Here is a 19150-nt window from a genome sequence, read left to right as displayed (position 1 = left end):
ATTGCCGTCCACACTCGGTGGTTGTTCGTTGCCGACCCTGATCGGATGGTGGGAAACGACCGGTTGCGGCCATCAGATCCTCCCTGTGCCGCAGGCATGGGGAGGTGGCAGCCCGAAGGGCTGACGGAGGGGCTAATGGCGCAACGTCGCGGCCGCTCCACCCCTCGCTTCGCGAGCGGTCCCCCTCCCCATGGCTTCGCCACAGGGAGGAATTTGCGGCAAATTCCACCCCGAAGCGGACATCCTCAGCGCAAAAAGTCCGCTGTCCTACATTGAGTGGCTATGCCCGTCTTCGTCCCGGCTCTTTCAATGTGCGGATAAAGGATCGCCGCCCCGCGTTGCCGGGACGGGCAGCAACCGGACGCGGCATGTCCGCCGGGCACGAAAAAACGGCGCGCATTGGGCCGAACATTCCTGAACTTTGGAAGGATGCCGACGACAGCACAGGCCGGTCTCTACCCTAATCCTCGCGCCGCCGGACGAACCGCATCGTGCCTTCTGCGCGATGAAGCGTCACGCCGCGCTCCGTCGCTTCGAGGCACGCATCGCTGAAACCGACGACGCGGATATCGTTCGGCACGATTATGACGCGCAGCTTTCCGTCATCGCCTTCGGACAGGTCAAAGCGCGGCGCGGTAATGTTGTAGATGGGTTCGGTAAGCCCAACCCATCGCGGAACGCGCGGATCGTCTTCGGGCATCGTCCAGCCGTCATATTGCGTATAGCCCTCGATCGGATCGCCGTTGTCGAAGCCGATCACGAAATCGACCCCGGGGATGCCATTGCCGTTCGGCCAGGTGACGAGCAGCGTCGGAACCACGCCGTCGACTGCAAGTGGCGGCCCCTTGGTCATCGCGGGCGGCACCGGCTTGGGTTCGGTGGTCAGGCAGATCCGGTCGCCGTGCAGCTCCCAGCGTCCTTCGGCGCGTTCGTCGAGCGCGCCCGCTGCAAGGAAATATTGAAAGCGTCCGTCGGCACGGATGAGCAGTCCGCCCGCGACATCGGGCCCTTCGGCAAGATAATATTCACCGACGAAGGGCGGTTGCTGCGCAGCGGCCGGAGCAGCGATCAGGGCGACGACGAGGGGCAGCATTCGCATCGGCTGACCATGCGCGCCCCGCACGCCGGACGCCAGCCTCTTTCCACATCCGTCGCCGCCTGCTAACCGCCCGCGCCATGTCCCAGACGCATCCCGAACGCCGCACCTTCGCCATCATCTCGCACCCCGACGCGGGCAAGACGACCCTGACCGAGAAATTGCTCGTCGCGGGCGGGGCGATCCATATGGCGGGCGAGGTGAAGGCGCGCGGTCAGGCGCGGCGCGCGCGCTCCGACTGGATGAAGATCGAACAGCAGCGCGGCATTTCCGTCACCTCGTCGGTGATGACCTTCGAACATGCGGGGCTCGTCTTCAACCTGCTCGACACGCCGGGGCACGAGGATTTCAGCGAGGATACCTATCGCACGCTGACCGCGGTCGACAGCGCGGTGATGGTGATCGACGCCGCCAAGGGCATCGAGCCGCAGACATTGAAGCTGTTCGAGGTCTGCCGCCTGCGTTCGGTGCCGATCATCACCTTCGTCAACAAGGTCGACCGCGAAGGCCTGCCGCCGTTCGAACTGCTCGACGAGGTTGCCGACCGGCTCGCGCTCGACGTCTGCCCGATGAACTGGCCCGCGGGCATGGGCGGGCAATTCGAGGGGATTTACGATCTCGTCGATCCCGCAATCATGCAGCCCGGCGGCGATGCGTCGCGCATGTATGAGGGCGACAGGACTGGCGTGGCGGGGCTCGACGATCCGGCGCTCGCCGCAAGGCTCAGCGCCGACGCGCTCGCGCACCTTCGCGAAGAGACCGAGCTTGCCTCCGCCTGCTATGCGCCGTTCGACGCCGCGGCGTATCGCAATGGCGACCTGACGCCGGTCTATTTCGGATCGGCGCTCAAGGAGTTCGGCGTCATCGACCTGCTCGCCGCGCTCGCGCGCCATGCGCCGGGACCGCAGCCGCAGCCCGCCGAGCCCGCGCCGGTCGAGCCCAGCGATGAAGCCGTCACCGGCTTTGTGTTCAAGGTGCAGGCGAACATGAACCCCGCGCACCGCGACCGCATCGCCTTCATGCGGCTCTGCTCGGGGAAGTTCGAGCGCGGAATGCGTCTCACCCAAGGGGGGACCGGCAAGGCGATCGCGATAAGCCGCCCGATGCTCTTCCTCGCGCAAGACCGCGAAATGGCCGAGGAGGCTTTCCCCGGCGACATCATCGGCATTCCGAACCACGGCACCTTGCGCGTCGGCGACACCTTGTCCGAACGCACCGACATCACCATCACCGGCCTGCCGAACTTCGCGCCCGAAATCCTGCGCCGCGTCGCGCTGGTCGACCCCACCAAGACCAAGCAGCTTCGCAAGGCACTCGACGACATGGCAGAGGAGGGGATCATCCAGGTCTTCTATCCCGAAATCGGCGCGAACATGATCGTTGGCGTCGTTGGTCAGCTCCAGCTCGAAGTGCTGATCAGCCGGCTCGAGGCCGAATATAAGGTCGAGGCGAAGCTGGAAGCGAGTCCGTGGGACACGGCGCGCTGGATCGCGAGCGACGATGCCGCCGCATTGAAGGCGTTCCAGGCCGATCATCGCGGCGCGTCGGCAACCGACCGAGACGGCGCGCCGGTGTTCATGGCGAAGGATGCGTGGGAAGTCGGCTATGTGACGCAGCGCCACCCGCAGATCCGCTTCACCGCGACCAAGGAACGCGTTTTCGCTCCGGCGGCGTGAACGAAACGCTTGCGCTGTATTGGCCGCAAGCTAATCATTTCCTCGGGTCGGACGTGCGGGGAGAAGCGCGATGGACGGACGGCGTGGGATTTGGGCGGCAATGCTGCTGGGCGCGGTGGCGGCGCCCGTGATGGCACAATCGGCGATCAGCCTGCCGATTGCCAAGGGTTTCTGGACCAACGACAATCAGAAATGCGCGACGGTGCGCCATGGCTATGTCTTCGACGGAAAGCGCTGGGGCTCGCTCTATTATTACGGTCCCAACGGCAACATGGGGCCGGCGGCAGAATTGCAGCCGATCACACAGACGCGCGCGGTCGAGGGCGGCTTTACGCAGATGCAGTTCGGCGGGTTCGACGGCGCGGGCTATTTCCGGGTCAAGTCGACGGGACCCGACCGCGCGCTCTACCGCGTCGGCGCGCCGTTTCGCGAGGAAATGCAAGTGATGGACGAAATGCTCATCCGCTGCAGCTATGCGTCGCTATCGCCGAAAATGAAGGCGGCGCTCAAGCGTTTCGCGCCCGCGCTCGCGACGGTCAAATAAGGCTCAATAGGTCGGCGGGCGCTGCCTCGTCAGCGGCCGTATCGCTCTCGCCGTCGAACTTGCTCAGCGTCAAGCCGAGCAGGCGGATACCCTGTTCGGTCGGCAGCAACGGTGCGAGGATTGCCTCGCCCGCGGCGAGCAGCGCGGCACCGTCGGCCACCGGCGCCGCCAGCGACTTCGCCCGCGTGATCGTGCGGAAATCGGCGTAGCGCAGCTTGAGCGTCACCGTGCGCCCGCGTGCGCCCTTCTTCGCCGCGCGGTCCCACACGACCGTGCAAACATGCGCGAGCGCCTCGCGGATCTCGGCGTCGGTGACGAGGTCGTTGAAAAAGGTGCGCTCGCCGCCGAGCGATTTGAGCGGGCGGTTCGATTTGACGCGGCGATGGTCGATTCCGCGCGCCAGATTATGGAGCCATTCGGCGCTGTTGCCGAAATGCGCGGCGAGCCACGCCATGTCCTTCGCGGCGAGGTCGGCGCCAGAATAGATGCCCAGCCCCTCCATCTTCGCCGCGGTCACCGGGCCGATACCGTGGAAGCGGCGGATCGACAGCGTCTGGACGAAGGTCGCGCCCTTGCCGGGCGGGATGACCGTCAGCCCGTCGGGCTTGTTCTGATCCGACGCGAGCTTCGCAATGAACTTGTTGTACGAAACGCCGGCGGAGGCGGTGAGGCCGGTTTCGTCGCGGATGCGCCGTCGGATCAGCTTCGCTGTTGCGGTCGCGCTACCGAGCCCGGCCTTGTCGCGGCTGACATCGAGATAGGCCTCGTCGAGCGACAGCGGCTCGACCTCGTCGGCATAGTCGCGGAAAATCGCGCGGATCTGGTGCGAAATCTCGCGATACACCTCGAAGCGCGGGGGGACGAACACCAGCTCGGGGCATTGGCGCTTGGCCGTTACGCTCGGCATCGCCGACCGCACGCCGAACTTGCGCGCTTCATAGGAGGCGGCAGCCACCACCCCGCGCCGCGACGAGCCGCCAACCGCGACGGGGCGCCCGCGCAACGCCGGATTGTCGCGCTGTTCGACCGACGCGTAAAAGGCGTCCATGTCGACATGGATGATCTTGCGCACCGCGTCGGTAGCAATATCGCTCTCATCGATGTCGTCGGGTTCGTCCACGCGCCGCGATCTAGCATGTTGCCAAAATGTTCTCAACATCCGGGCGCGCAGGTGCTTGACGGCGGCCGGTCAAACTGGCAATCGCCGCCAGCCTTGGATACGCGGGTATAGCATAGTGGTAATGCTCTAGCCTTCCAAGCTAGCTAGGCGGGTTCGATTCCCGCTACCCGCTCCACTTTCTCATACATCGTTGTTCGTTTGCGTCTGGAAATGGCGCGTGTTTTAGCGTATTTCTGCGCCTAGGCGGTCGGTGGCGTTCACCTGCGACCGGACATAGCCGCCCCCTGTTGGGGGCCACTTTGGGGGCCGGGGGCCACGAGGTGTATGGGGATGGCCCCACTTTGGGGGCCACGATAGGGAAAGGCGCTGATTATGGCCCTGACTGACGCGGCAATCCGCAATGCGAAGCCAAAAGCCAAGCCGTTCAAGCTGGGTGATTCGCTTGGTCTGTTCCTTTTGGTTCAGCCGAGCGGTGGTAAGCTGTGGCGATTGAAATACCGGATAGACGGGCGAGAAAAGAAGCTGGGGCTTGGGACATATCCCGAAATTAGCTTGGGGGAGGCGCGGCGACGCAGGGACGATGCCCGCGAACTGATCGCGGCGGGCAAAGACCCTTCGCGCGAAAAGCAGCGCGGCATTCGACAGGCGCGGGCGATGGCGGGAAATAGCTTTGCGAGCATTGCCAAGGAGTATTGCGACAAGCGGAAGCGGGATGGCGAAGGCGGGTGGGCACCAGCCACGGCAACCCGCAGCGAATATCTCCTGAGCCAGCTACGCGGGTCTATCGGTCGGATGCCGATAAATGAGATTGAGCCTGCGGACGTGCTGGAGGCCGTCCGCAAGATCGAACGGCGAGGCAATCTCGAAAGCGCGCGGCGGACTTTGCAACTTGCCAGCATGGTATTCCGATATGCCATCGCGACGGCGCGGCTTCGGTCAGACCCGACGCGCGACCTTCGCGGCGCGCTGACAGCGCCGCGTGTTGTCCACTATGGCGCAATTACCGAGGCCAAGCGTGTTGGCGAGTTGCTACGCGCGATAGACGGCTATGAGGGCCATGGCCTGACCAAGTTGGCGATGCAATTGGCCCCTCACGTTTTCGTCCGGCCGGGGGAATTGCGACACGCCCAATGGGAAGAAATCGACCTTGAAGGCGCGCTGTGGACCATTCCGGCCGCAAAAACGAAAATGCGAAAAGATCATCGCGTGCCGCTTTCGCGCCAAGCGGTTGCGCTGTTCCGTGAAATCCATTCGATCACGGGGCCGGTCGGCTATGTGTTCCCGTCAATCCGAACGCGCCAGCGCCCCATGAGCGAAAACACCATCAATGCCGGATTGCGGCGGCTGGGATATTCCAGCGACGAGATGACCGCGCACGGCTTCCGAGCGATGGCTTCAACATTGCTCAACGAGTCCGGTAAATGGCACCCGGACGCCATCGAGCGAGCGTTGGCGCACGGCGATAGCGACAAGGTGCGAGCTGCCTATCATCGCGGCGCGCATTGGCAGGAGCGCACCGAAATGGCGCAGTGGTGGAGCGACCATTTGGACCAACTACGAAAAGGTGCCGATATTGTTTTGCTTGCGGAGCGGGCTGGCACCTAGCTCCACGTTCGCGCTGTCTTTGGGGGGGGGAGGTATATTCTCTGGACCGCTCGATGCGGACACCGGCCGTAGTCGCGATTGATATCGCAAATACAGTTTCTCGCCCGCGCGCGCGAAGACCGTAATTGGCAGTTGCTGTTGGCAAATCTGAAACTCGCAAGAATATCTTGGCGCTTCCGTGCTTCGCCGTTAGGCATCCGCTGTCTTCGGGAGGCAAATTCAAATGACTACACCGCTTCGCCAGCTTCTCGCCCAATATCGCGCGGCGTCAAAGACCGAACGCGAGAAGGGCACTTATTTCGAGCGGCTCGCGCTGGCGTTTATCAAGCATGATCCGGGCATGGCCCAGGAATATGAGGACGTGTGGACCTTCACCGATTGGGCAAAGGCCCAGCGGCTCGACGGCAAGGATATCGGCATCGATCTGGTCGCCAAGATTCGGGGTGAGGACAGCGTTTGCGCCATCCAGTGCAAATTTTATGCGGAAGGCTATCGCATCCAGAAAGGCGATATCGACAGCTTCCTTGCCAGCAGCGCGACACGCCATTTTTCGCGCGGGCTGGTGTTCGACACGACGGGCGCACCGTGGAGCAGCAATGCGGAGGCATTGCTGGATGACCTGAACGTCACCCGCATCGGGCTGGACCGGCTGGAGGAAAGCCCGATTGATTGGGCGGCATGGTTCCAGCGCGAAGAAATCAAGGTTGCCGCGCCCAAGGCGCTCCGGCCGCACCAACAGGATGCGCTGGTGGCGGTGCAGGCCGGGCTGGCCGAGGCCGACCGGGGCAAGCTGATTATGGCGTGCGGCACGGGCAAGACCTTTACCGGGCTGAAGATCGCCGAGACGATGGCGGGGCCGGGCAAGACCGTGCTGGTGCTGGTCCCGTCGCTCGCTTTGATGAGCCAGACTATCCGCGAATGGACAATCGACAGCGCGACCCCGTTGCGATCTTATGCCGTCTGTTCGGACGTGCAGGTGGGAAAGCGCCGCCGCGATGCCGACGACGTTGCAGAGGTTGAACTGCACGATCTGGATTATCCCGCGACGACCAACGCCGCAAAACTGGCCAGCCGCGCGCGCACACCTGCCCCGGACCGGATGACGGTGGTGTTTTCCACCTATCAGTCGATTCAGGTTATCAGCGACGCGCAAAAGCGGCACGGCTTCCCCGAATTTGAGCTGATTATCTGCGACGAGGCACACCGCACGACCGGCGCGACATTGGCGGGCGAGGACGAAAGCAATTTCGTCAAAGTCCATAATCAGGATTTCATCGGCGGCCGGAAACGCCTCTACATGACCGCCACCCCGCGCGTCTTTGGCGAGGGCGCGAAGGCCAAGGCCAGCGAGGCATCGGCCGAACTGGCGTCGATGGACGACCCGGCGCTCTATGGTGAAACGCTGTTCACACGCGGCTTTGGCTGGGCGGTCGAGAATGGCCTGCTGACCGATTACAAGGTGCTGGTGCTGGCCGTGGACGAAGCCATGGTATCGGGCGGCGTGCAGCACCGGCTGGCCGATGGCGGCACCGAATTGAAGCTGGATGACGCGACCAAGATCATCGGCTGTTACAAGGCGCTGACCAAGAATGGCCTGAAAGACGAGCTGCTGACCGACGCCCAGCCGATGCGCCGCGCGCTCGCCTTCTGCAAAGACATTGCCGCATCCAAACTGGTCCGCACCGAATTTGCCAATGTCGTGAGCGAATATCTGGCGTCCGACGAGGGGCAGGACGCGATGGGCGATGCCGCCGTGCTGGAATGCCAGTTGCACCATGTGGACGGCACCATGGGTGCGAAAGAGCGCAACGTGCATCTGGACTGGCTTAAAGAGGATGCAGGCGAAGGCGTCGCGCGCATCCTGTCCAATGCCCGTTGCCTGTCCGAAGGCGTGGACGTGCCCGCGCTCGACGCCATCCTGTTCATGCACCCGCGCAAGAGCCAGATTGACGTTGTGCAGTCGGTCGGGCGCGTGATGCGCCGCGCGCCGGGCAAACAGCTGGGCTATGTCATCCTGCCGATCGGTGTTCCGGCCGGTGTGACGCCCGAACAGGCGCTCGACGACAACGAGCGCTATCGTGTGGTGTGGCAAATCCTGAACGCGCTTCGCAGCCACGACGAGCGTTTCGACGCGCGGCTCAATCAGGCGGACCTTGGCGTCGATATCAGCGACCATATCGAGGTCGTCGCGGTGAGCAACAAGCTGCCCGCCGCGAAGAAGCAAGGCGGCGGCGATCATATCGGCAGCGGCGGCGCGGGCGGCGACGATGGCGAACGCGGCGACGGCGACAGCACCCCGCGCAGAGGTGGCGAAAGCCAGACCGCATTTGTGTTCGACGAATTTTCGCGCGCCATCATGGCCAAGATCGTCAAGAAATGCGGTCGCCGCGATTATTGGGAGGATTGGGCGGGCGATATCGCCAAGATTGCCCAGACGCATATCACCCGCATCACCGCGCTGGTCGAAAAGCCCGATACGCCCGAGCGCGCGGCGTTCGAGGGTTTCCTTGCCGAAATCCGCGACGATTTGAATGACAGTATCACGCCCGGCGAGGCTATCGAAATGCTGGCCCAACATCTCATCACCCGGCCGGTGTTCGACGCGCTGTTCGAGGGCTACAGCTTTGCCCGCAACAATCCCGTTTCCAAGGCGATGGAAGCGGTGCTGGAGGCGCTCGACGAGCATCGGCTAGACAAGGAGGCCGACAGTCTCCAGCGCTTCTATGACAGCGTGAAACGGCGCGCAGCGGGCATTGACGACGCCGGGGCCAAGCAAAAGATCGTCGTCGAGCTATACGATAAATTCTTCCGCAACGCCTTCCCCCGGATGACCGAGCGGCTGGGCATTGTTTACACCCCGGTCGAGGTAGTGGATTTCATCATCCATTCGGTCAACGAGGTGCTGCAATCCGAATTTGGCCAGACCCTTGGCAGCAAGGGGGTGCATATCATGGACCCCTTCACCGGGACCGGCACCTTCATCACCCGTCTGCTGCAATCGGGGCTGATCCGGCCGGACGAGCTGGCGCACAAATATGCCCATGAAATCCACGCCAACGAGATCGTGCTGCTGGCCTACTACATCGCGGCGATCAATATCGAGGCGGTCTATCACAGCCTGTCCGGCGGCGACTATCAGCCGTTCGGCGGCATCTGCCTGACCGACACGTTCCAACTTTACGAGCAGAAAAAGGACATGCTCGCAGCACTGATGCCCGACAACAGTCACCGCCGGGCGCGGCAGAAGGCGCTGGATATCCGCGTCATTATCGGCAATCCACCCTATTCGGTAGGGCAGGGCAGCGCGAACGATAATGCCGCCAATGTCGCCTATTCTCGCTTGGACGAACGCATCCGTGAGACGTATGCCGCGCGTTCTACGGCAACGCTAAAAAATGCCCTATACGACAGCTATATCCGTGCGATCCGTTGGGCCAGCGACCGGATTGGCGATGCGGGGGTGGTTGCCTACGTTTCTAATGCGGGATGGCTGGACGCCAACACCGCCGATGGCCTGCGCCAATGCCTGACTGCCGAGTTTTCCAGTCTCCATGTGTTCCATTTGCGTGGGAATGCACGCACGTCTGGCGAACAGCGTCGTAAGGAAAAAGACAATGTGTTCGGGCAAGGCACGCGCACGCCGGTCGCCATTGCCCTACTGGTCAAAAACCCCGACGCCGCCGATCATGGGCAAATCCGGTTCCACGATATCGGCGATTATTTGACCCGCGAGGACAAGCTAGCGACCATCGCCCGATTTGGCAGCATTGGCGGCATAACCGCCGCAAAGGGCTGGCAGGCGATCACCCCCGACGAGCATGGCGACTGGCTGGGCCAACGCGACAAGGCATTTGATGCGTTCATAGCTGTCACGACAGATAGTCAGGAGTATGCTATTTTTTCGGCACGCTCGCGCGGATTGATGACCTGCCGGGATTATTGGAACTACAATTCTTCACGCAATGAATTGGCCTCAAACGTGCGCCGCTCGATAGACTTTTTTAACCAAGAAGTTGATCGTATCAAAGGCCTGAATATCAAGATTAATGAACCTGATGCGCGAAACTACGTCACGATGGACTCGACTAAGATAAGCTGGGATCGCCCAGAACTACAAAAAGCAAAGCGTGGAACCAACACACGATTCGTCGAGCAATCTATTCAGCTGTCTGATTATCGTCCTTTCTCAAGAACTTGGTCTTACTCCGATCGAAGCTTTAATAACTGTGTGTATCAGATGCCGAGAATGTTTCCGGCGGATGGTAAAGAGAACAGAGGGATTTGCATCTCAGGCATCGGCGCGGGCGGTGATTTTTCTGTGCTGATGGTAGCCCATCTTCCAAATGTGCACACGATTTCAACAGGCCAGTGCCTGCCTCGCTACATTTACGATTATGAAGCCGAAGCGGCCGACGGCGCCCCACAAGGCGGCTTGTTCTCCGCCGCACCAGCCGCACCGGGCGGGCGTGGTGACGCCATCACCGATGAAGGGTTAGCGCATTTTCAGGCCGCCTATTTCGGCGAACCGATCACCAAGGATGACCTGTTCCACTACGTCTATGGCCTGTTGCACAGCGAGGAATATCGCGCCCGCTTCGCCGATAATCTATCCAAGCAATTGCCGCGCATCCCGGCTGTCAAGCAAGCTGAGGACTTCTGGGCCTTCGTCGAGGCCGGACGGCAGTTGGGCGATCTGCATTGCGACTTTGACAGCGCCGAACCGTTCCCCGTTACCATTGCCGAGGGCGATCTGCGGCTGGCCAATATCCCGGACCCGGTGCAATTCTTTCGCGTCGAGAAAATGAAATTCGGCGGCAAGCGTCCCAATCTCGACAAGACGGTGGTGCATTACAATCCGCGCATCACCATCACCGGCATTCCGCTGGAAGCCTATGACTATGTGGTCAATGGCAAGCCCGCGCTCGAATGGGTGATGGAGCGCCAGTGCGTCAAGACAGACAAAGCCAGCGGCATCGTCAACGACGCCAACCGCTACGCCATCGAAACGGTCGGAGACCCGGCCTATCCGCTGCTGCTGTTCCAGCGGGTCATCACGGTCAGTCTGGAGACGATGAAAATCGTGCGCGGCTTGCCGAAGCTGGAGATCGATTGATGAGCGAGACGCGCTTCTTTGAGGCCGTGGACCGGATGCCGCATCTGTTCGACCAACTTGTGCGCTGCGAGCCTTTGGAAATGAAGGCGAGAGCCGATTGGAAAGGGCTTCACGCGATCTACGTCTTTTACGACGCGGACGGGAACCCATGCCATACCGGCCGGACGCGCAATCTACAGGGGCGCGTGAGGGCGCATACCGCCGACAGCCACCATTCCGCGTCTTTTGCCTTCAAGCGCGCTCGCCAGTCGCTAGAATTGAAAGCGACCTATCGCCCGGACGGCTCCCGCGCCAGCCTGATGCAAGATGCCGCGTTCAAAGCCGAGTTTGACCGCCAGCGGCAGCAAATCGGCGAAATGCGCCTTCGCTATGTCGAAATCGAATGCCCCATAGAGCAGCACCTTTTCGAGCTTTACGCTGCGCTTCGATTGGGCACTTCATTATCTGAATTTACGACAAGCTGACGTGAAATCAATTGTGGCGCGGCATCACGGGCGAACATAAGTGAACGGGCTTGACTGTTCCCGAATTGTTCCTAAAGTGGATGGATGCAAACACTCCCTTGCGTGCGGCCGGTTGGAGTCGAGCCGCATATCGAACCGGGGCGATGGATATCATCGCGAGATGCGCTGCAATTGGTCGGGCAGGCCTATATGCACCATGACCCGATTGAATATGCCACCGATGAAATCCAGCGGTGCGCGGCGAGGGATAACGCTACCGAAGCGATATTGCGAAGATTGACACAAGGTTCGCTTTTGGCGCGGGCGGTTGATTTCGCATTCACATCCGATCTGGAGGATTGGCACCCGACCAAGTGGAGCTTGGACGAGCCAGCTGGGACCATCCCAAAAACCTTTTGGTCTGAACTCAAGTCGCGCGGGCGGTTTGCGACCCAAGATTGGATCGCGGGCGATTTCACCTTTGGAGATAGTGGCGCTCCATTCGAAAACAGCACGGGTTATGCTTTAGGCGTCCAATTCGATCCGAGCGCGCTTCCCGCAACGTCCAGTGCGTCCGCTCCCAACGAACAAAAGGTTCATGCGATCACGACGCGGGGCGCCCGGCGGAAGTGGGATTGGGATGGGGCTTTTCTGCACCTTGCGGCGGTCGCACATCATTCCCCCGACGGGCTTTTGCGCGAAGATGGGGGCGAACCGAACCAGTCGGATATTGGACGCCATTTGGCCGATTGGTTTATTGGCACTGCGGGCGATACGCCGGAGGATAGCCAGTTGCGTAGCTATGGAAGGCGCTTCGTCGAAGAGCTTAACGCTCTGAAATTGTTGGATGCCAATAAATCGCGAGTTGCGGGTTGATTGGCATTTATTGGCTATTGGTGGCGGTCCCACAGTAAAGGCCAATGTAGGATGATCCCGTTCAAAGCCGAACGGAGACATTCTATGACTGCTACAACTGTTGCTATTGAGCCGCTCGCCTATTCCATTAACGAAGCTTGCCGTGTGTCGTCGCTTGGCCGCACGCGCCTATACCAGTTGATAGGCGAGGGGCGGTTGGAATCCCGAAAGGTTGGAAAACGCACACTGATCCCGGCGGCATCGCTTCGCGCTCTGGTTATCGGCGAAGGCTGATCGTTGTGGGCAGCCGCAATCGGCGCAACCGGATTGATGCAACCGGCCGCAGCCCGACCAGCCGCTTCGCCCGGCTGGACCATGCCATGCTTAACACGAATGCTTATCGGGCCTTGTCGCCCAACGCACGCTCACTGTTAGTCGAACTCGCAATGCTCGAAAATGGATCGAACAATGGGAGCCTTTATTTGAGCGTCCGCGATGCCGCCTACCGGCTGGGCGTCGCCGACTTAGCAGCTGCCAGCCGTGCGTTCGACGATCTGACTGCACTAGGCTTTATCGAGATGACCAAGGATGCTCATTTTAAGGTAAAGGCCGCCGACAAATCGCGCGCGCGGTGCTGGCGCCTGACTTGGGTGGCCGGTCCCGGACGCAAGGCCCCGACATCTGATTTCATAACCCGCGAACCGGAACCCAAGACGCAAGCCCGAAGGCGGATGGATCGCGGTCTGCGCGCACTGAAGGCCTATCGGAAGGCTCGCGACAGCAATCAGTTGCCGGTGTTGGAATCCGAAACGATGCCCTTGATCCGATCAACAAAGGGGCAGCCAGCGGTATCGTATTCCGATACGCTCAAGTATGAGAATGGCGGATTTGCGCCAAAGTCGGTCATTCCGGATTCCAGCACACATACAGCTGCACCATGGGGTCAGGGGGCACCTCAAACGTCATGGGGATGGTGGCAACCTGATTGGTCCGCGCCAGTGGCCGTGCTGGCCTATGCGGCGGCGTTTCAAGACGCGCGATGGAGAGAGGCGGCATGACCGTTAAAGGGAAGAAGGTGGAGCCTGATCGGGCGGTGACGATAGAGGCCCAAAAAGGCGAAAGCGAAGCCGAGACGATGGCACGCGCGATGATCGGCCCATATTTGCGGCACGGCATAGTTTCCAGCGCGCTGACCGAAAAAATGGTCGGTAAGCTGCCCGGTCAGCCGCAACTCGATGATTTTGGACGGGCGCTCAAAGCCAAGGCTGAGATTGCCTGCAAAGGTGACATGGCAGCGGCAACCGAAATGCTGACCGCCCAAGCGCATTCGCTCGATGCGTTGTTTACGGAATTGAGTCGGCGGGCGATCATAAACTTTGGCGACTATCCACTTGCGGCCGAACGCTATGCCCGTCTGGCTTTCAAAGCGCAGGCGAATAGTAGGGCGACCTTAGAGGCGGTAGCCAAGCTTCACCGGCCACGCGAACAAACGGTGCGCCACGTCCACGTCAACGAAGGCGGGCAGGCCATTGTTGCTGATCAATTCCATCATCACGCGGGGGGCGAGAAAAATGCAAAAGCCGACGAACAACCCCATGCAACCGGAGCAACTGGCACGAGCAAAGCGCTGCCAAGCGCGGACTCGTTTGGGAACGGGGTGCCAATCACCAGCGATCAAAGGCAAGTTGCGGTGCCGGATGCACGGGGGGAAGGGTAGCGGAGCGCCTCGCGCGAATCGCAATGCGTGGAAGCATGGCGGGCGCTCTGCCGACGCCGAGACGGCCGCTCGATATTTGCGCGAGCTGGCACGGCTGATCCGCGAAACCGATTAGCCGGATTTCGCACAAGATCGGCGCGGACGACCGAGCGCCTTTTCGGGGGGGCAGCAAAGGCAATTGGGGGCCATTTTGGGGGCCAGATTCTAGGTCGCATCATGAGATACGCGCAAAACCAATAAAAACTGGAGCTTTGCGGTTCCCGCTACCCGCTCCAGCCTCCCGAACATTCGTTGAAAAAATTTTCTTCGTCATGGAACCCGGCCCGCGCCGATGCGTTTCTCGGGCCTATGTGATCGAAAGATTGGATAGGATTGGTCCCGTCTTCGGACGGAACCGAGGGAGCCCCGCCACAGAAATGTGGCGGGGCTTACTCATTTCGGTACCTTGTCAGAGACCCTGCGCAAAGGGGCTGACGATCATCGATATGATCAGGCTGATCGCAAAGACGAGCACGATCATTGTTACGACGGCCGCAACGACATAGCCAACGGCTTTGCCTTCCGGTGCGCGCATGAGCTTGGGGAGGCCGAGATACACGAGGTAAAGGCTGTAGAGGCCGAGCAGCATTCCGATCACGCTCAAGGCTGGGATCAGGTTGAATATCCCCGCTGCCCAGCTTGCCGTCGCGGAATATGCCGCCACCTTGAACGCCTGAGTACGGTTGGCCGTCGCTTCGAACGTCGGGGCGAGAGCATCGATAACGAGCGCGAGTACATAGACGCCGATCAGCGCCCCGGCATATTGCAGGATAGCCGTTGTTGCCGCCGAACCGATGGAGGGGCGATAGGTGAATCCGAGGGCGGAAATGCCGAACATCGTCGATCCGATGAAACCCGCGACTGCGGGAATTGCGGCGAGAGGAAAGACATAGCGCGAATAGATATTGCCGATAGTATCGGGTTCGGCGTCGATCTTGTCCCACTCGGCAGCGGGTGACATCAGGATGCCTTTGATGCGCTCGATCAGGCCGGTGGTATTATTGCTGTTTCCTTCCATCGTCATTGCCCCTTTCCATGGAACCCTGCCTTAGTGGGTATTCGAGTTTAGCATGAATTCGGATTGCGATGTGAAATGATGTAGAAGCTTGCGCTGTGTTTCCTGTCACAGGACCAAGCCAAGCCGCTTGCCGCGACATGAACGGGCACGTCCAATTGCGACATTTTGCGACAATTTTGCGCCATTGCGGCAATTGCGTGCGATAAATGGCCCCTAAAAGCGCTTCATCGGGACCGAAAACCGGATCCCCCATGAAGGAGTACTTCCGTGAAAAAGATCACCCTCTTCACTCTGGGCGCCGCCCTGATCGCCGTTCCCGCGCTTGCCGCGCCGGGTGGCAAGATGGGCGATGCCGATGGCAATGGCGTGCTGACCCGCGCCGAAGCGCAAGCCGCCGCAACGCAGATGTTCGCGAAGATGGACGCGAATGGCGACGGCAAGCTCGACGCTACTGACCGCGCGGCGAAGCGCGCCGAAATGCAGGCCAAGATGTTCGAGCGCCTCGACGCGAACAAGGACGGCAACATCAGCCGCGCAGAGTGGGATCAACACGCCGCCGAGCGCGCCGCGAAGCGCACCGAGCGTGGCGAGAAGCGTGCCGAAGCAGGCGAAAGCCACCGCGGCAAGCGCGACGGCATGCGCGGGCATCGCGGCAAGCGCGGCGGTCATGGCATGATGATGCTGGGCCGCGCCGACACCAACGGCGACAAGGTGATCAGCCAGGCCGAGTTCCAGACCGCAGCGCTCGCGCGCTTCGACAGCGTCGATGCGAACAAGGACGGGCAGGTCACGGCCGAAGAGCGCAAGGCTCATCGTGAGGCGATGCGCGCCAAGCGCGGCCAGCGCCCCGCCAGCCAGTAAAGCTTTGGCAGGGGCCAGCGGCGACGGGCAGGGCACTCCTCCCCCCTCCCATGCATTGCCTTTGCCGCTGGTCCCTGCCAGCAAGGTTCGCCCATCGGCTCCGTGCCGGTGGGCGAACGCCTGTTTCAGACGGATAACCGATGACCGATAGCGACACGCCGCGCATCCTGCTGGTCGACGACGAGCCGTCGATCCGCGAGCCGCTGGGCGAGTATCTGGAAACGCAAGGATTTGCCGTTACGGCGGCGGCCAGCGCGGCTGAGGCGCGGTCGGTGCTGCGCGCGCAGGGGGTCGATCTGGTGGTCAGCGACATCATGATGCCTGGCGAGGACGGATTGTCGCTCACACGGCACCTGCGCGAGGCGGGCGACGTGCCCGTGATTCTGCTGACCGCACGCGCAGAGGACACCGAACGAATTATCGGGCTTGAAATGGGCGCCGACGATTATGTCGTCAAACCTTTCAACCCGCGCGAACTGGTTGCTCGGATTCGCACCGTGCTGCGCCGGACGCAGGCAAACGGACGTGCGCTCGACTCGGGCGGGACGAGCTACGCCTTCGGGCCTTGGGTGCTGCGCGAGGTTGAGCGCGTCCTTGTCGACGAAGCAGGCGAGGAGGTCGCGCTGTCGTCGGGCGAATATCATCTGCTCCACGCCCTGCTGCGCCATCCGCGGCAGGTGATGAGCCGCGACCGGCTGCTCGACCTCGTCCGTGGGCGCGAGGCCGATATTTTCGACCGCGCGATTGACAATCTGGTCAGCCGCCTGCGCAAGAAGATCGAGACCGACCCCGCGCATCCGCAGCTCGTCAAGACGGTGTGGGGCGGCGGCTATACGCTCGCGTGCGAGGTCAAACGAATCGGACCCGCGGCATGAGATTCCGTCTGTGGCCCAAAAGCCTGATCGGCCAGCTCGTCTTTGCCGTCGCGGTGATGCTGTTTGTCGCTCAGGCGGTGAACTTCGCCCTGCTCGCGCGCGGCATGAAGCAACAGATGCTCGCACATGGTGGCGGGATGACCGTGGCGCGGATCATCGACGCGGTCGACCGTTACGAGCGCGGTCTGATCGAACCTCAGCGCCAGCGGGGCGACCCTCGCGAGCGCCGCCGCCAGCGTCGCGAGCCGCGGGTCTGGACGGGCGACGCAGCTCCGCCGGTTCCTCCGGGCGCGAGCGCCATGCCGGAGCTCTCCGATTATGTGGCGACGCTGCTCGGCGACGCCAATGTCGACGCACGCGACGTCAAGGCTTGGGTGTTGCCGCAGCGTCCCCGGTTCGGGCGCACCGAGCTGCCCGGGCGGACGGCAATTGTGGTCGCGGAGGTAGGCGGACGCTATTATGCCGTGCGCGGCCGCCTGCCTGCGAGCGGAAACCGGCTGCAGGGTTTCCTGGTCTGGCAAACGCTGGTTCTCTATCTCCTCCTCCTCATCCCGATCATGATCATCGCGTGGCGCGCCGCGGCGCCACTGCGCGACCTGACGCGCGCCGCCCGCTCCAACCCCGCAGTGCGCGACGCAATCCCGATCGACGAGGAGGGGCCGTCGGACGTGCGCGACCTGATCCGCGCCTTCAACGCGTATCGCGCGCGCATCGCGACGATGCTTGCCGACAAGGACCGGATGCTCGGCGCGGTAGGGCACGACCTGCGCACGCCGCTCGCCAGTCTCCGCGTCCGCGTCGAGGGGGTCGAGGACGATCGGCTGCGCGACAAGATGATCGCCTCGATCGACGAGATGACTGCGATGCTCACCGACATTTTGGCGCTCGCGCGGACGGGGGCGGGGAATGAGGTGCAGGAGCGGATCGAGCTGTCGGCGCTCGTCTGCGAACTCGCCGAGGATTATGTCGAGCAGGGCAAGAATGTCGCGGTTGATAATGTCGTGCAGGCCGCGGTCGTCGCGCGACCGATGTTGCTGCGCCGGGCGCTGCGCAACCTTATCGACAATGGCGTCACATATGGCAGCCGCGCGCGGCTCTCGGTGCGTCTCGTGGCAGATCAAGCTCAGGTCGTTGTCGCCGACGACGGCCCCGGCCTCACCGACGAACAGATCCGTGCGCTGGTGGAGCCCTTCGCGCGCGGCGAACAGTCGCGAAACCGCGCGACGGGCGGCGCTGGGCTGGGGCTGTCGATCGCGCGCGAGATTGCGGCCGGCGAGGGCGGGGCGCTGTCGCTCGCCAATGGGGCACAAGGCGGGCTCGAGGCGGTGATCGCGCTGCCGATTGCCTAATCGTCGCCCCTGCGAAGGCAGGGACGACGGCTTTTAGGCGTAGATAGCGATTCCCTGGCTGCCGCTCATCACAGGTTCGCCCGCGCGGTTCCAGATCATCATGTCCTGCACCGAAAAGCCGCCGCGCGCATAGCCCGTCTTGGCCGACAACAGCCACCAACCGTCGTCGGTGGCGGGGGTGCCGGTCAGCATGTTGACCGTCCAGTTCATCGAACTGATCGGCCCGAACTCGCTGAACAGCGCCATTGCGGCGGGGGGTAGCGCATCGCCCATCGCAAGCAGCGTGACCATCGGATGACAGGAGGGCTCCTCGACGAAACGGACCCAGGTCAGATATTCGCCGACATCGCTTTTCCAGTCGAAGCGCGGCCCGCTGACCGGGCGCATGTCGAAATGGCGCGTGAAGGGCGGGCGAACCTTGTGGTCGGGGACGGGTTCGAGTGTGTCGGGGTCGGGGCCGTCGGGCATGGTCAGGCGATTGTGGTCGAGGTGGCTCGCGCGATCGCCCGAGAAGGCAAAGATCGCCGCGGTCCCGAACCCCTGATCGCTCGACACGCCGGCGTCGACGAACAGCGAGGACTTCGACCGGCGCAACTCGCGCGTCGCCACCGTGCAATCGCCCCCGACGGGGCCGACAAAGCTGATCTGGGCATAACGTAAAGGTGCATCCGTCGGATGGCGCTCCATGACTGCAGCGAGCGCGACCGCCGAACTGATGCCGCCATAGGCTGTGCGGCCCTGCATCCAGCCGGTGTCGATATGCGCGGTTGCGCTGTCGCCATCGACGCGCAGCGTGGAGAGCAGCGCGTCGAGGGCGCTGGGGGAGGTGCTCATCCTGT

At 62.2% G+C, this 19150-nt stretch carries 17 protein-coding genes and 1 tRNA gene; 14 read left to right on the top strand and 4 right to left on the bottom strand.

Annotated elements, in window-relative coordinates; all coding sequences use genetic code 11:
* Positions 1-460 precede the first annotated feature (460 nt).
* Positions 461-1099: a hypothetical protein gene (locus tag JI743_RS03025; RefSeq protein ID WP_201925808.1), complete on the bottom strand. Its 639-nt coding sequence runs from the start codon at positions 1097-1099 to the stop codon at positions 461-463.
* A 77-nt stretch (positions 1100-1176) separates the two neighbouring features.
* Between JI743_RS03025 and JI743_RS03020 the strand changes: the two genes are divergently transcribed.
* Positions 1177-2772 carry a peptide chain release factor 3 gene (locus tag JI743_RS03020; RefSeq protein ID WP_201925806.1) on the top strand — a complete coding sequence of 532 codons (1596 nt, stop codon included), beginning with the start codon at positions 1177-1179 and terminating at the stop codon, positions 2770-2772.
* Between the two features lie 70 nt (positions 2773-2842).
* The gene (locus JI743_RS03015; protein WP_201925804.1) at positions 2843-3316 is read left to right on the top strand and encodes a hypothetical protein; all 474 of its coding nucleotides are present in this window, start codon (positions 2843-2845) and stop codon (positions 3314-3316) included.
* Here the strand turns inward: JI743_RS03015 and dinB are convergent.
* Positions 3309-4364, bottom strand: coding sequence for a DNA polymerase IV (dinB, locus tag JI743_RS03010; protein ID WP_236659751.1), 1056 nt, complete (start codon positions 4362-4364; stop codon positions 3309-3311). The genes JI743_RS03015 and dinB overlap by 8 nt on opposite strands.
* A gap of 173 nt (positions 4365-4537) precedes the next feature.
* Between dinB and JI743_RS03005 the strand changes: the two genes are divergently transcribed.
* From JI743_RS03005 to JI743_RS15370, 9 genes are all read left to right on the top strand, one after another.
* Positions 4538-4611 (top strand) — tRNA-Gly (locus JI743_RS03005).
* A gap of 197 nt (positions 4612-4808) precedes the next feature.
* A complete protein-coding gene (locus JI743_RS03000) occupies positions 4809-6041 on the top strand; it encodes a tyrosine-type recombinase/integrase (protein WP_201925800.1) in 1233 nt (410 codons plus the stop codon).
* Between the two features lie 223 nt (positions 6042-6264).
* The gene (locus tag JI743_RS02995) at positions 6265-11154 is read left to right on the top strand and encodes a DEAD/DEAH box helicase (protein ID WP_201925798.1); all 4890 of its coding nucleotides are present in this window, start codon (positions 6265-6267) and stop codon (positions 11152-11154) included.
* Positions 11154-11618, top strand: a complete 465-nt coding sequence (locus JI743_RS02990) for a GIY-YIG nuclease family protein (protein WP_201925796.1) — start codon at positions 11154-11156, stop codon at positions 11616-11618. Before JI743_RS02995 ends, JI743_RS02990 begins: the two co-directional genes overlap by 1 nt.
* An 84-nt stretch (positions 11619-11702) precedes the next feature.
* The gene (locus tag JI743_RS02985) at positions 11703-12473 is read left to right on the top strand and encodes a hypothetical protein (RefSeq protein WP_201925794.1); all 771 of its coding nucleotides are present in this window, start codon (positions 11703-11705) and stop codon (positions 12471-12473) included.
* Between the two features lie 51 nt (positions 12474-12524).
* On the top strand, positions 12525-12746 hold the full coding sequence (locus JI743_RS02980; RefSeq protein WP_330901891.1) for a helix-turn-helix domain-containing protein: 222 nt from the start codon (positions 12525-12527) through the stop codon (positions 12744-12746).
* A 5-nt stretch (positions 12747-12751) separates the two neighbouring features.
* Positions 12752-13510 (top strand): hypothetical protein, encoded by a 759-nt coding sequence (locus tag JI743_RS02975; protein ID WP_201925790.1) that lies wholly within the window; start codon positions 12752-12754, stop codon positions 13508-13510.
* A complete protein-coding gene (locus JI743_RS02970) occupies positions 13507-14169 on the top strand; it encodes a hypothetical protein (protein WP_236659666.1) in 663 nt (220 codons plus the stop codon). Before JI743_RS02975 ends, JI743_RS02970 begins: the two co-directional genes overlap by 4 nt.
* The gene (locus JI743_RS15370; RefSeq protein WP_369076734.1) at positions 14099-14284 is read left to right on the top strand and encodes an HGGxSTG domain-containing protein; all 186 of its coding nucleotides are present in this window, start codon (positions 14099-14101) and stop codon (positions 14282-14284) included. Before JI743_RS02970 ends, JI743_RS15370 begins: the two co-directional genes overlap by 71 nt.
* Before the next feature lie 333 nt (positions 14285-14617).
* On the opposite strand, the gene JI743_RS02965 is transcribed toward JI743_RS15370, so the two are convergent.
* Positions 14618-15232, bottom strand: a complete 615-nt coding sequence (locus JI743_RS02965) for a Yip1 family protein (RefSeq protein ID WP_236659665.1) — start codon at positions 15230-15232, stop codon at positions 14618-14620.
* Between the two features lie 261 nt (positions 15233-15493).
* Between JI743_RS02965 and JI743_RS02960 the strand changes: the two genes are divergently transcribed.
* The 3 genes from JI743_RS02960 to JI743_RS02950 all read left to right on the top strand — a co-directional run bounded on the left by JI743_RS02960 (position 15494) and on the right by JI743_RS02950 (position 18311).
* Positions 15494-16087 carry an EF-hand domain-containing protein gene (locus tag JI743_RS02960; protein WP_227339750.1) on the top strand — a complete coding sequence of 198 codons (594 nt, stop codon included), beginning with the start codon at positions 15494-15496 and terminating at the stop codon, positions 16085-16087.
* Positions 16088-16227: 140 nt separating this feature from the next.
* Positions 16228-16962: a response regulator gene (locus JI743_RS02955; protein WP_201925788.1), complete on the top strand. Its 735-nt coding sequence runs from the start codon at positions 16228-16230 to the stop codon at positions 16960-16962.
* Positions 16959-18311 (top strand): sensor histidine kinase, encoded by a 1353-nt coding sequence (locus JI743_RS02950; protein WP_201925786.1) that lies wholly within the window; start codon positions 16959-16961, stop codon positions 18309-18311. Before JI743_RS02955 ends, JI743_RS02950 begins: the two co-directional genes overlap by 4 nt.
* A 33-nt stretch (positions 18312-18344) precedes the next feature.
* On the opposite strand, the gene JI743_RS02945 is transcribed toward JI743_RS02950, so the two are convergent.
* Complete coding sequence (locus JI743_RS02945; RefSeq protein WP_201925784.1) at positions 18345-19145, bottom strand: acyl-CoA thioesterase; 801 nt, start codon at positions 19143-19145, stop codon at positions 18345-18347.
* Positions 19146-19150 lie beyond the last annotated feature (5 nt).

This window comes from Sphingopyxis jiangsuensis, from assembly GCF_016734905.1.
Classification (GTDB): domain Bacteria; phylum Pseudomonadota; class Alphaproteobacteria; order Sphingomonadales; family Sphingomonadaceae; genus Sphingopyxis; species Sphingopyxis jiangsuensis.
The sequence above is the reverse complement of the archived record's forward strand: the minus strand, read 5'-3'. Positions and strand labels throughout refer to the sequence as shown.